The organism is Pseudohaliea rubra DSM 19751 (assembly GCF_000764025.1).
Taxonomy (GTDB): domain Bacteria; phylum Pseudomonadota; class Gammaproteobacteria; order Pseudomonadales; family Halieaceae; genus Pseudohaliea; species Pseudohaliea rubra.
Map to the genome: position 1 here is coordinate 1 of NZ_KN234800.1, position 11,329 is coordinate 11,329.

The 11,329-nt window shown below is 64.8% G+C and carries 14 protein-coding genes; 10 read left to right on the top strand and 4 right to left on the bottom strand.

Annotation, left to right across the window (positions count from 1 at the left end):
* Positions 1-703: N-succinylarginine dihydrolase (locus tag HRUBRA_RS13645; protein WP_035518059.1), on the top strand; the 703-nt coding region annotated here is incomplete at its 5' end.
* A gap of 2 nt (positions 704-705) precedes the next feature.
* On the opposite strand, the gene HRUBRA_RS13650 is transcribed toward HRUBRA_RS13645, so the two are convergent.
* From HRUBRA_RS13650 to HRUBRA_RS13660, 3 genes are all read right to left on the bottom strand, one after another.
* The gene (locus tag HRUBRA_RS13650) at positions 706-1,296 is read right to left on the bottom strand and encodes a Crp/Fnr family transcriptional regulator (protein WP_035518061.1); all 591 of its coding nucleotides are present in this window, start codon (positions 1,294-1,296) and stop codon (positions 706-708) included.
* A gap of 18 nt (positions 1,297-1,314) precedes the next feature.
* Complete coding sequence (locus tag HRUBRA_RS13655) at positions 1,315-1,512, bottom strand: YgaP family membrane protein (RefSeq protein ID WP_035518063.1); 198 nt, start codon at positions 1,510-1,512, stop codon at positions 1,315-1,317.
* Between the two features lie 93 nt (positions 1,513-1,605).
* Positions 1,606-2,445, bottom strand: a complete 840-nt coding sequence (locus HRUBRA_RS13660; protein ID WP_052094932.1) for an alpha/beta fold hydrolase — start codon at positions 2,443-2,445, stop codon at positions 1,606-1,608.
* Positions 2,446-2,611: 166 nt separating this feature from the next.
* Here HRUBRA_RS13660 and HRUBRA_RS13665 point away from each other — a divergent pair, with 166 nt between their 5' ends.
* From HRUBRA_RS13665 to HRUBRA_RS13705, 9 genes are all read left to right on the top strand, one after another.
* Positions 2,612-4,297, top strand: a complete 1,686-nt coding sequence (locus tag HRUBRA_RS13665) for a sigma-54-dependent Fis family transcriptional regulator (RefSeq protein WP_236629879.1) — start codon at positions 2,612-2,614, stop codon at positions 4,295-4,297.
* Positions 4,298-4,451: 154 nt separating this feature from the next.
* Entirely contained in the window at positions 4,452-4,736 is a 285-nt protein-coding gene (locus HRUBRA_RS13670; RefSeq protein WP_035518066.1) for a phenol hydroxylase subunit, read from the top strand.
* Between the two features lie 45 nt (positions 4,737-4,781).
* Positions 4,782-5,762, top strand: coding sequence for an aromatic/alkene monooxygenase hydroxylase subunit beta (locus HRUBRA_RS13675; protein ID WP_035518068.1), 981 nt, complete (start codon positions 4,782-4,784; stop codon positions 5,760-5,762).
* Positions 5,763-5,775: 13 nt separating this feature from the next.
* Positions 5,776-6,042 carry an MmoB/DmpM family protein gene (locus tag HRUBRA_RS13680; RefSeq protein WP_035518069.1) on the top strand — a complete coding sequence of 89 codons (267 nt, stop codon included), beginning with the start codon at positions 5,776-5,778 and terminating at the stop codon, positions 6,040-6,042.
* A gap of 22 nt (positions 6,043-6,064) precedes the next feature.
* A complete protein-coding gene (locus HRUBRA_RS13685; protein ID WP_035518071.1) occupies positions 6,065-7,597 on the top strand; it encodes an aromatic/alkene/methane monooxygenase hydroxylase/oxygenase subunit alpha in 1,533 nt (510 codons plus the stop codon).
* A 21-nt stretch (positions 7,598-7,618) separates the two neighbouring features.
* Entirely contained in the window at positions 7,619-7,981 is a 363-nt protein-coding gene (locus HRUBRA_RS13690) for a phenol hydroxylase subunit P4 (protein ID WP_035518072.1), read from the top strand.
* A gap of 33 nt (positions 7,982-8,014) precedes the next feature.
* Entirely contained in the window at positions 8,015-9,073 is a 1,059-nt protein-coding gene (locus HRUBRA_RS13695) for an NADH:ubiquinone reductase (Na(+)-transporting) subunit F (RefSeq protein ID WP_035518074.1), read from the top strand.
* Between the two features lie 3 nt (positions 9,074-9,076).
* Entirely contained in the window at positions 9,077-9,430 is a 354-nt protein-coding gene (locus HRUBRA_RS13700; protein ID WP_052094934.1) for a 2Fe-2S iron-sulfur cluster-binding protein, read from the top strand.
* A gap of 4 nt (positions 9,431-9,434) precedes the next feature.
* Complete coding sequence (locus HRUBRA_RS13705) at positions 9,435-10,361, top strand: catechol 2,3-dioxygenase (protein WP_035518075.1); 927 nt, start codon at positions 9,435-9,437, stop codon at positions 10,359-10,361.
* Positions 10,362-10,394: 33 nt separating this feature from the next.
* Here the strand turns inward: HRUBRA_RS13705 and HRUBRA_RS13710 are convergent, their stop codons facing one another.
* A complete protein-coding gene (locus HRUBRA_RS13710) occupies positions 10,395-11,066 on the bottom strand; it encodes a GntR family transcriptional regulator (protein WP_035518076.1) in 672 nt (223 codons plus the stop codon).
* Positions 11,067-11,329: the final 263 nt, after the last annotated feature.

The following is an 11,329-nucleotide window of genomic DNA, read 5'->3' on the forward strand; positions in this document are numbered from 1 at the left end:
GGCGCGCCAGGCCCGGGAGGCCTCGGAAGCCGTGGCGCGCGCCCACGGCTTGGACCCGGCGCGGGTGGTGTTCGCCCGGCAGAACCCGGTGGCTATCGATGCCGGAGCTTTCCACAACGACGTGGTTTCTGTGGCCAATCGACACGTCCTGTTCAGCCACGAAGAGGCGCTCGCGGACCCTGCGGCGGTCGCCGACGCCCTCCGCGCCGTGGTGCCCGCCTTCGACCTGGTCACGGTGCCGGCGGCGCAGGTGTCACTAGAGGATGCGGTGGGCAGCTACCTGTTCAACTCGCAGCTCGTGGACATCCCGGGTCGCAAGGGCATGACCCTCGTGCTGCCCGAGGAGAGTCGCGAGAATCCGCGGGTGCTGGCGGCGCTCGAGGCGGTGCGCGACGGTGACAATCCCATTGCGCAGCTGGAGTTCGTGGACGTGCGCCAAAGCATGGACAACGGCGGCGGCCCCGCCTGTCTGCGGTTGCGGGTGGTGCTCACGGCCGCGGAGCGCGCAGCGGTGAACCCGGCTTTCCTCCTCGATGACGCGCGCTACGTTTCCCTCTGCGCCTGGGTGGATCGGCACTACCGGGAGACACTGACGCCCGCCGACCTCGCTGATCCCGCGCTGCTCGACGAGAGCTACGCGGCGCTCGATGAGCTGACTGCGCTGCTCGACACGGGCCCGCTCTACGACTTCCAGCGCGGCTGAGCTCAGCCGTCCCGGGCGAGGCGGGCCAGAGCCCCCGGGTCGCAGAGCCGGATCTCGCCGCGCAGGGTTTCGACCAGGCCCTCTTCTGCGAAGCGCGCCAGCTGACGGCTGACCACGGCCCGGCCGGAAGCGGTTTCGCCGGCGAGCTGCTCGTGCGTGGCGCGAACGCTGTTGCCGCCGCGGGCCAGGCGCAGGAGGGCCCGGGCCAGGCGGGCGGGGAAGCCGGTCAGGGCAACGTCCTCCACCAGCCGTTCGAAGTCCGCGAAGCGCTGGGCAACGGCGCCGAACACGCGGGCGCGGAAGGCTTCGTCATCTGCCATCGCGCGGTGAAAGTCAGCGCTGGGGATGACCTCGGCGAGCAGGTCCGTCTCCGCGAGGCCGCGCGCCGAGTAATCGCGGCCCTCGACCAGGCAGCTGAAGGTCTGCAGGCAGACTTCGCCGGGCGCCACCCGGTAGAGGACGACCTCACGGCCGTTGGCCGCAGTCAGCGTCACGCGCAGCGACCCCTCGTGCAGCAGCACGAAACCGCGGCACGGGTCACCGGCCCGGAACAGTACCGTGCCGGCGGGAATGGGCCGGGGCGCGCCGCTCACGGCCGCCCCCGCAGGCGCTCACTGCTGCCGCGGCGCCGGGCAGGTGCGGATGCCGAGGAGGCTGTAGGCCGGGCAGATGCCGACAAGCCCGGTGACCAGCGGTACGATCCCGAGCCAGGCCCAGGGCGTCTGCGGGCCGACGAAGACCAGGGAAAGAATGCCGAGGCCGGCGATAACCCGCACGGCGCGGTCGATGGTGCCTTCATTGCGTTGCATGCTGTGCTCCTTTCGGTAGTAGCCAATAGCACCGCAGCATGCCGCAGGGGGGTGCCGGGCGTCGGTGATAAAGTCACCGAGCGAGCAGGGAATTCAGCCTGCCGCATCGTCCGGTCCCAGGAAGTCCCTGAGCAGGCGCTGGAAGGCAGCGGCATGCTCGATCTGCGTCCAGTGTCCGCAGCGGCCGAAGACGTGCAGTCGCGCATCGTCGATCCAGTCGAGCATGGTCAGCGAGGTTTGCAGGGGAATGACCCGGTCGTCGCGGCCGTGGATGAGCAGCGTCGGCAGGGCGATGCCGCGCACCGCCGCCTCATCGTGTGCCATGGCGTCGACCCAGCGCTGTCTCGGTGCCGGGAACATGCGCGCATAGGCCTCCTGCACGCCGGGCCGCGTGCTCGCCGCATGGCGGAGCGCGACCAGCTCTTCCGTGACGCGCGACTGGTCCCAGGCGAAGATACCCATGAGCTCGCGCATGCCCTCGAGCGAGGGTGTGTAGCCCCAGACGGCGTCGAGCCCGGGTGTTAGCTCGAAGGGCACGCCCACGCTGCCCATGAGAACGAGGCGGCGCACCCGCTCGGGGTGTTCGATGGCCAGGGCCAGGGCCATGGACCCGCCGAAGGAATTGCCGACGACATCGACCCGGTCCAGCCCGAGGGCGTCGAGAAAGCCCACCAGCTGCGCCAGCCACGCTTCGCGGCTGAAGGAATAATCCGCCGGCACGGCGCTGTAGCCGAAGCCGGCGAGATCCGGCGCCAGCAGGCGGAAGTGCGGAGCCAGCCCCTCGATTACCAGCCGCCAGTTGGCCCAGGCGGAGACGCCGGGCCCGGACCCGTGCAGCAGCAGCACGGGGTCACCGGTGCCGCGGTCGTGAAAGTTGGTCTCGATCTCACCGACTTCGATTCGCTGGCCGATCTCCGGGTTGTCCGCACTCATTGTCATTATCCTCGGGTTCTTCGGGCGGTCACTGTTGTACCACGCCCTGTGCCGGGAACCTAAGCAGGACCCAGGCGGCTTGAACCGTCCCGGGCGCTGTGGTCCTATCGGGTACCCGCAGTCTGCTGCAGGATAACGAGAGGCTCCCGCTGATGAGCTCGCACCCGTGAACGACGACGGCCCTCGGCTGCCCGAGATGCAGGATCTCTGGAACCTGCTGCGCTTCGAGGCGCAGGAGGGGCGCATCTGGCTCGACGAGGAGCGTGTTGTCCTGCTCCGCTCGAGCGAGCTCAGGGGCCTGCGCCGGGAATTGATCGATGCCCTTGGCATGCAGCGCGCCAAGGGTCTGCTCACTCGCATGGGCTACATCTCCGGCAAGATGGACGCCGAGCGCGCGCGGCGCCTGCGGCCGGAGGCGTCGCTCTTTGACGTCTTTTCTGTCGGACCCCAGTCGCACATGGTGACCGGCCAGGTGAAGGTGATCCCGCTGAAGCTGGACTGGAACGAGGCAGAGAACTACTTTCACGCCATCTTCGACTGGGAAAACTCCTTCGAGGCGGAGATCTTCCTGAGCGAATTCGGTTCCGGCTTCGAGCCGGTCTGCTGGGCACAGCTCGGGTACGCCAGCGGCTTCACGACCCAGTTCATGGGGCGGCAGATCTACTTCAAGGAAACCTGCTGCACGGCCTGCGGTCACCAGACCTGCCGCATCGAGGGACGCCTCGTCGAGGACTGGGAGGACGCCGAGGACGCCTTCAGGCATTACCAGCCCGACCGGATCGCCGACCAGCTGTTCGAACTGCAGGAACAGATGGCCGAGCTGCGTTCGCGGGTCGACGCAGAAGAGCACTTCGGCCAGCTGGTGGGTTCGTCACCCCGCTTCCTGGAGGTCCGCGACCTGCTCTCCCGGGCGGCGCGGAGCAAGGTCACAGTGTTGCTCCTCGGCGAGACCGGTGTCGGCAAGGACATGTTTGCCCGGGCGTTGCACGAGGCCAGCGACCGCGCCGACAAACCTTTCGTGGCCGTCAACTGTGCCGCTATTCCCAGGGACCTGATCGAGGCCGAACTGTTCGGCGTGGAGCGCGGCGCCTTCACCGGCGCTGAGAAGACACGGGAAGGACGTTTCGAGCGGGCGGATACAGGGACCCTTTTCCTCGATGAGGTCGGCGAGCTGTCGCTGCACGCGCAGGCTGCCCTGCTCCGGGTTCTTCAGGAGGGCGAACTGGAGCGGGTCGGCGGCTCCGAGGTCCGGCGGGTGGATGTGCGGCTCATTGCGGCTACCAATGAGGACCTCGACCAGGCGGTGCGCGAGGGCCGCTTTCGCCAGGACCTGCTCTATCGCCTGAACGTCTACTCGGCGACCGTGCCGCCGCTCCGGGAGCGCATCGAGGACCTGCCGGATCTTGTCAGCCACTTTCTGGACAAGTACGGCACACTTCACGGTAAGAGCGGCCTGTCGATCACGGATCGTGCCATGGCGCTGCTCCGCGAGTATGACTGGCCGGGCAATATCCGCGAGCTGGCGAACGTGATCGAGCGCGGCGTGATCCTCAGCGATCCCGGCGGCCAGATCGAGGCGGCCTCCCTCTTTCCGGGGGTGGGCAGCGGCCCCGGCGCCAGCGCCCTGGCATCCGGTGAGCGGACGCTGCCGGCCCTGGCCGCCAGCGTGCTCGAGGCCGGGCACCCGCTCGAGGCGGTGGAATCGCAGCTCATTGACGCTGCTCTGGCGCGCTCGGGCAACAAGGTCAGCGGTGCGGCGCGGCTGCTGGGACTCACCCGGGCGCAGCTGGACTATCGCTTGAAGAAGCGCCGGGATGCGGAGGATTCATCAAATAATGAACCCCCCGGGTGAAATATTCACGATATCGTGAAGAATCACGCGCGCTGCCAGCCTTCTGTTGGCCGGAAAAATTTATAACTAACTAAAAAATCTCGATTTTTCGCTTTGTTGGCATGCCCCCTGCACCCCGGGGAATGACAATGTCATAGCTAACAAAGTGATAACCATGACAAAGTTGAAAGCCGTCGGTCCCGCACCGACCGCCAATAGTTTCGAGCGTCTCACGCGCTATGTCCGCGTTCGCGGCGAGACCGCGAGTGGCTTCATCGAGTTCGACTTCGCCATCGGCGACCCCTCCCTGTACGTCGAACTGGTGCTCCCGCGGGGCGCCTTCGACATTTTCTGCGAGCGCAATGACGTGGTCTTCATGTCTGACGAGGAGGCCGCGGCCGTGGACGCGGACATGGAGAAGTGGCGTTACGGCGATCTTCGCGGGGCCGCTGAAGAATAGCGCTGGCGCCCGGGCTTTACGAATTCCATAACGAGCAGGTGTCCCATGACCATTGAAATCAAGACCTCGACGATCCAGCCGATCCGCAACACCTTTGCGCACATCGAGCGGCGTTTCGGCGACAAGCCGGCCTCCCGCTACCAGGAGGCCAGCTACGATCTCGCCCCGACCACCAACTTTCATTACCGGCCGCTGTGGGATCCGGAGCTCAGGCTCAACGACCCCGGCCGCACGGCGATAAGCATGGAAGACTGGTACGCCTTCCGGGACCCCCGCCAGTACTACTACGGCAGCTATGTGCAGGCGCGGGCGAAGCTGCAGGAGATCACGGAGAGTAACTACGCGTTCTTCACCCGGCGGGACCTGGCCGGCCGCCTGCCCGAGGGTGTCCGGGAGAAGGTCGTGCGCTGCCTGCTGCCGCTGCGGCACCTGGAGATGGGCGCAAACATGAACAACGTCTTCGGTTCCGCCTACGGTATCGGCACGGTGCTGACCCAGGCCTTCCTCTACAACGGCATGGACCGGCTCGGCGTCGCTCAATACCTGTCGCGCATCGGCCTCATCCTGGACGGCAACAGCGGCGACACCCTCAAGGCAGCCAAGACCACCTGGATGGAAGACCCTCTCTGGCAGGACCTGCGGCGCTATGTCGAGGACGTCCTCGCCCAGAAGGACTGGTTCGAGGTTTTCGTCGCGCAGGACGTCGTGCTGGACACCCTTGTCTACGACATCTTCTACGGGCAGTTCGACGAGTCGATGACCGAGGCCGGCGCGGGTGATCTCGCGATGCTTATCGAATTCATGCAGGAGTGGCACAAGGAGACCTCGCGCTGGGTTGATTCGGTCATCAAGACCGCGGTTGCCGAGTCGGACGCGAACCGCGAACAGATCGCCGCCTGGGTGGGTGACTGGAAGCAGCAGGCCCTCGCCGCCCTGGGTCCGCTGGCGGAAGAAGCGGTGGGCCCGGACGCCATCAACGCGAGCGCGGAAGTGCTCAACAAGCGGCTGACCAAGGCCGGCCTCTAAGGGAGAACAGACGATGTCGAAAGTCTACATGGCACTGCAGGACAACGAGGAAGCCCATTACCTCGTCGAGGCGCTGGAAGAGGACAACCCGGACGCCACGGTCGACTACCAACCGGCGATGATCCGCATTGAGAACGAGGGTCACCTCGTGCTCAAGCGCGAGACCGTCGAGGAAAAGATGGGCCGTGACTGGGACCTGCAGTCCCTGCACGTGAACCTCGTCACCATCGGCGGCAACGTCGATGAGACCGATGACGAATTCACCCTGAGCTGGAACTAACGGATAACACGGAGCGACTGACATGGCCGCAAGAAAACTCAACCTCAAGGAGCGCTACAGCCTGCTGACCCGGGATCTCGACTGGGAATACAGCTACCGCGACAAGAAGGAGATCTTCCCCTACGAGGAGTTCGAGGGGATCAAGATCACGGACTGGAGCAAGTGGGAGGACCCCTTCCGCCTGACCATGGATGCCTATTGGAAGTACCAGGCCGAGAAAGAGAAGAAGCTCTACGCGATCTTCGACGCGTTTGCACAGAACAACGGCCAGCAGAACGTGACCGACGCGCGCTATATCAACGCGATCAAGGTCTTCCTGACCGGCGTCTCACCGCTCGAGTACCAGGCCTATTCCGGTTACGCGCACGTCGGGCGTCAGTTCAGTGGCGTCGGCGCCCGCACGGCCTGCCAGATGCAGTCCATTGACGAGCTGCGGCACGTGCAGACGCAGGTTCACGCGATGAGCCACTACAACAAGTTCTTCGATGGCTTCCAGGACTTCCCCCACATGCACGACCGGGTCTGGTACCTCTCGGTACCGAAGTCCTTCTTCGACGACGCCCGCAGCGCCGGGCCCTTCGAGTTCATGGTGGCGATCAGCTTTTCCTTCGAGTACGTGCTCACCAACCTGCTCTTCGTACCCTTCATGTCCGGCGCGGCCTACAACGGCGACATGGCGACGGTCACCTTCGGTTTCTCGGCGCAGTCCGATGAAGCCCGGCACATGACGCTCGGTCTCGAGGTGATCAAGTTCCTCCTCGAGCAGCACCCGGACAATGTGCCTATCGTGCAGCGCTGGATCGACAAGTGGTTCTGGCGCGGTACCCGCCTGCTCGCCATCGTCGCGATGATGATGGACTACATGCTGCCGAACCGCGTGATGTCCTGGAAGGAGGCATGGGAGGTCTACTTCGAGGAAGCCGGCGGCGCGCTGTTCAAAGACCTAGCCCGCTACGGCATCGAGATGCCGAAGTACGCGGCCACGGCCATTGCCGAGAAGGAGCATATCTCCCACCAGGTCTGGAGCATTTTCTACAACTACACGCACGCGGCGGCCTTCCATACCTGGATGCCGGACGAGAAGGAAATGGACTGGCTGTCGGAGAAGTACCCGAACAGCTTCGACAAGCACTACCGTAAGCGCTTCGAGCACTGGCGGGAGATGGAGCGGGCCGGCGAGCGGTTCTACAACCCGACCCTGCCGATGCTCTGTAACACCTGCCAGATCCCGATGGGCTTCACGGAGATGGACGATCCGACGCTCACCGCCTACCGGCAGTCTGTCCACAAGGGCGAGCGGTACAACTTCTGTTCCGATGGCTGCAAGGACATCTTCGACCACGAGCCCGAGAAGTACGTGCAGTCCTGGCTGCCGGTACACCAGATCTACCAGGGCAACTGCGGCGGTGCCGATATCGAGAAGGTCCTTTCCGAGTACTACCGGATCAACATGGGCAAGGACAACATGGACTTCCATGGCTCTCCGGACGAGGCCCGCTGGAACGAGTGGCACAACCTGCAGTCGGCGGAAGAGCGTCTGAAAAAGGCCGGTTGAGGAACGAGGGAGAGAAGCACCATGGCAGTAGCAGCAATCACGCCCGACTACACGGGCGAACGGCTCGACCGGGTCGAGAACTTTCACGGCAACATCGTGGTGTACGTGGGCTGGGATCGACACCTGATGTTCTGCTCACCGGTGGCGTTCGCCACGCCGCCGGACACGACCTTCGGCAAGGTCCTGGACGAGCTCATCCCCGGGGCCTTTGCCCAGCACCCGGATTTCGAAAAGATCGACTGGGACCAGGTTTCCTGGCTACTGAACGGCGAAGCGTTTACGCCGGATCGCGCAGCGACTCTGGAAACGCTCGGGGTGGACCACAAGTCCATCATCCGCCTGCAGACCCCCGGTCTCGAGGGTATCGGCGGGTCGCACAGCTGATGGGCGCAACACAGCCAGCGGGGGCGCGCCGCCATGTATGAAGTCACTATCGAACCGACGGGCGATGTGGTTGAGGTCGAAGAGGGGCAGACGCTCCTTGATGCCAGCCTGCGCCAGGGGGTTTGGCTCCCCTTCGCCTGCGGCCACGGCACCTGCGGCACCTGCAAGGTCCAGGTGCTGGAGGGGGACTGTGACCCCGGCGACGCATCACCGTTCGCGCTCATGGACATGGAGCGGGAAGAAGGCAAGGTGCTGGCGTGCTGCGCCCTGCCGGAGAGCGACCTGGTCATCGAAGCGGATATCGACGTCGATCCGGATTTCCTCGGTTACCCGGTCGAGGACTACGAGGCGACGGTCGAGTCGATCACCGACCTCTCGCCCACGATCAAGGGCCTCCGCCTGCGCCTGGACCGGCCCATGGCCTTCCAGGCGGGGCAGTACATCAACCTGCAACTCCCCGGGGTGGAGGGTGCGCGGGCCTTCTCGATTGCCAACAAGCCGACCGACGACGAGGTGGTGGAGCTGCATGTCCGCCACGTCCCGGGCGGGGCGGCGACCAGCTATATTCACGAGCAGCTGACGGAAGGCCAGACAGTGCCGCTGTCCGGTCCCTACGGGCAGTTCTTTGTGCGCAAGTCGGCAAGCGAGGACCTGATCTTCGTCGCCGGCGGATCGGGCCTGTCCAGCCCCCAGTCGATGGTGCTGGACCTGCTGGAGCATGGCGACAGCCGGAAAATCACTCTGTTCCAGGGCGCTCGCAACCTGGCCGAGCTCTACAACCGGGACCTTTTCGAGCGGCTCGCGGCTGAGCACGACAACTTCACCTACGTGCCGGCGCTCGATGCGCCAGAGGACCCTGCCAGCTGGGAGGGCTTCACCGGCTATGTCCACGAAGCAGCGATCGCCCACTTCGACGGTCTCTTCGAGGGTCACAAGGCCTATCTCTGTGGTCCGCCACCAATGATTGATGCGGCGATCACGGCGCTCATGCGCGGCCGGCTCTTTGAGCGCGACATCTACATGGAGCGCTTCCTGACAGCGGCGGACGGAGCCGAGGGCGGCACCCGCAGCGCGCTGTTCAGGCGCATCTAGCCCATGGCCGAGGGGCACAGGATTACGCTCGCCCCTGAGGGCCTGGCATTTTCCTGCGGGGAGGAAGAGAACCTCTTGCAGGCGCTGCAGCGCGTCGGGGTCGCCCCGGCGCTGCTGGCGGCGATCCCCGTCGGCTGCCGCGGCGGCGGCTGCGGTGTCTGCCGGATCCATGTGCGCGCGGGGGAATACCGCACGGGGCGCATGAGTCGCAAGCACATCAGCGAAGCGGACGAGACGGCCGGCACGGTCCTCGCCTGCCGGGTCTTTCCGGAGAGTGATCTCGAGATCGAGGTGGACCCTTCCGCGGCGAACCCGATCACCCGTTCACCCACGATAGCGAAACAACAAAGGGGGTAATCCCATGCAAAAAGGCGTCATGCGTCCCGGGCACGTGCAGATCCGCGTCCTGGACATGGAAACGGCGGTAGCGCACTACCGCGACCGGCTCGGGCTGATCCACACGCACACGGACAGCCAGGGCCGGAACTACTTCAAGGGCTGGACGGAGATTGATGCTTTCTCGGTGGTGCTGCGCGAGGCAGACGAGCCGGGCATGGACTTCATGGCCCTCAAGGTGCTGGACGCGGCGACGCTGGCGGCGCGCAAGCAGGATCTCATCGACTACGGCTGCCAGGTGGAAACGATTCCCGCCGGCGAGCTGGACGGCTGTGGCGAGCGGGTCCGCTTCGACTCGCCGACGGGCCACTGGTTCGAGCTGTTCGCGGAGAAGGAGCAGACGGGCAAGTGGGGCGTGGGTGACCGTAACCCGGATGCCTGGCCGGAAGACCTGAAGGGCATGAAGGCGACGCGCTTCGACCACTGCCTGCTCTACGGCGACGATATCGACGGCACCGTGGACCTGCTTAGCAGCGTGCTGGGCTTCCAGCTGGCGGAGCAGGTGCGCGACGAGGAGGCGGACCTGCGGGTGGCGGCGTTCCTGACCGTGTCGATGAAGGCCCACGACGTGGCCTTCGTGCGGCACGAGGAGAAGGGCAAGTTCCACCACGCCTCGTTCTACCTGAGCAGCTGGGAAGATGTACTGCGGGCCGCGGACCTGATCTCCATGCACGACATCGCGCTGGACATCGGCCCGACGCGGCACGGGCTGACGCACGGGCAGACGATCTACTTTTTCGACCCGTCGGGGAACCGCAACGAGGTGTTTTCCGGGGGCGACTACACCTACCCGGATCACCCGGTGGTGACCTGGGATGCGTCTCAGCTGGGCAAGGCGATCTTCTACCACGATCGCCAGCTGAACGAGCGTTTCCTCGGGGTTGTGACCTGAGGTGGCTTGACCTGGCCGGCACCGCTGCGGGGGTCAGTCTTGAGGCTGGATCTCCCCGATGATCTTGCCCGTGATCTCGGCGGTACGCCGGATATGGACTTCATTGGCCGCGCAGAGGGCCTCGACATGCTTCGCGATGGCGGCTTCGTAGATGGCCTCGTGCTCGGCGTGCACATCCCGGCGCGCGTCCTTGTCGATGCGCGCCACATTGCGGTAGCGCTTGTGCTGATCGTAGAGGATCTCGTAGAAGCGCATCAGCCACGGGGAGTCACAGCAGGAGATGAGCGCGAGGTGGAACTCTCGGTTTCTTGCCTCCCACTTCTGGATATCGGGCTCGGGCATGTTCTCCGCCTTCGTGAGGTGGTGGAAGGCGGCGACCACCGCGGATTCCCAGGCCTCGTCGCTGTTCTCCACGCTGCGCTTGAGCGCCATTCCCTCGATGACGACCCGCAGGTCCGTGATCTCCTGGAGTTCCCCCAGGGACATGTCGGTAACACGGAAGCCCCGCTGTCCCTTCACGGAAACGAAACCGTCGGCGCTAAGGCGGTAGAGCGCTTCCCGGAGCGGCGTGGCCCCCACCTCGTAGCTGCGTTTGAGGTGCTCCACCCGCAGTTTTTCCCCCGGCTTGAACTGTCCGTGGACGATGTCCTCGCGCAGGCGCTGGTAGGCGGCGTCGGTGAGCGTGGAAGCCTGGTTTGTCGTCATCAAGGGGCGCCCGTAGGAAAAGGTTGCAAAGCCTAGCTTAGGACCGCCCAAAGCAAAATACCAGCTGCTATATAGATTTTCCTATTTAGTCCAAAAAAGATAAAATTATCAAAAATATCGATATTCCTTGCAATCATCGAAAGTGGGTTCTAAGGTAAATCTCAGGCAGCGATGCCAATAACGCTAACAACGACCGCAAGGAACCGCTCATGCAAAAAGGCGTCATGCGTCCCGGGCACGTGCAGATCCGCGTCCTGGACATG

Bases quoted from the DNA above. Each gene is read 5' to 3' on its own strand.
- HRUBRA_RS13660 (WP_052094932.1), bottom strand. From the start codon at position 2,445: ATGAGTGCGGACAACCCGGAGATCGGCCAGCGAATCGAAGTCGGTGAG.
- HRUBRA_RS13710 (WP_035518076.1), bottom strand. From the start codon at position 11,066: ATGACGACAAACCAGGCTTCCACGCTCACCGACGCCGCCTACCAGCGC.
- HRUBRA_RS13690 (WP_035518072.1), top strand. From the start codon at position 7,619: ATGGCAGTAGCAGCAATCACGCCCGACTACACGGGCGAACGGCTCGAC.
- HRUBRA_RS13670 (WP_035518066.1), top strand. From the start codon at position 4,452: ATGACAAAGTTGAAAGCCGTCGGTCCCGCACCGACCGCCAATAGTTTC.
- HRUBRA_RS13655 (WP_035518063.1), bottom strand. From the start codon at position 1,512: ATGCAACGCAATGAAGGCACCATCGACCGCGCCGTGCGGGTTATCGCC.
- HRUBRA_RS13695 (WP_035518074.1), top strand. From the start codon at position 8,015: ATGTATGAAGTCACTATCGAACCGACGGGCGATGTGGTTGAGGTCGAA.
- HRUBRA_RS13700 (WP_052094934.1), top strand. From the start codon at position 9,077: ATGGCCGAGGGGCACAGGATTACGCTCGCCCCTGAGGGCCTGGCATTT.
- HRUBRA_RS13705 (WP_035518075.1), top strand. From the start codon at position 9,435: ATGCAAAAAGGCGTCATGCGTCCCGGGCACGTGCAGATCCGCGTCCTG.
- HRUBRA_RS13680 (WP_035518069.1), top strand. From the start codon at position 5,776: ATGTCGAAAGTCTACATGGCACTGCAGGACAACGAGGAAGCCCATTAC.
- HRUBRA_RS13675 (WP_035518068.1), top strand. From the start codon at position 4,782: ATGACCATTGAAATCAAGACCTCGACGATCCAGCCGATCCGCAACACC.
- HRUBRA_RS13685 (WP_035518071.1), top strand. From the start codon at position 6,065: ATGGCCGCAAGAAAACTCAACCTCAAGGAGCGCTACAGCCTGCTGACC.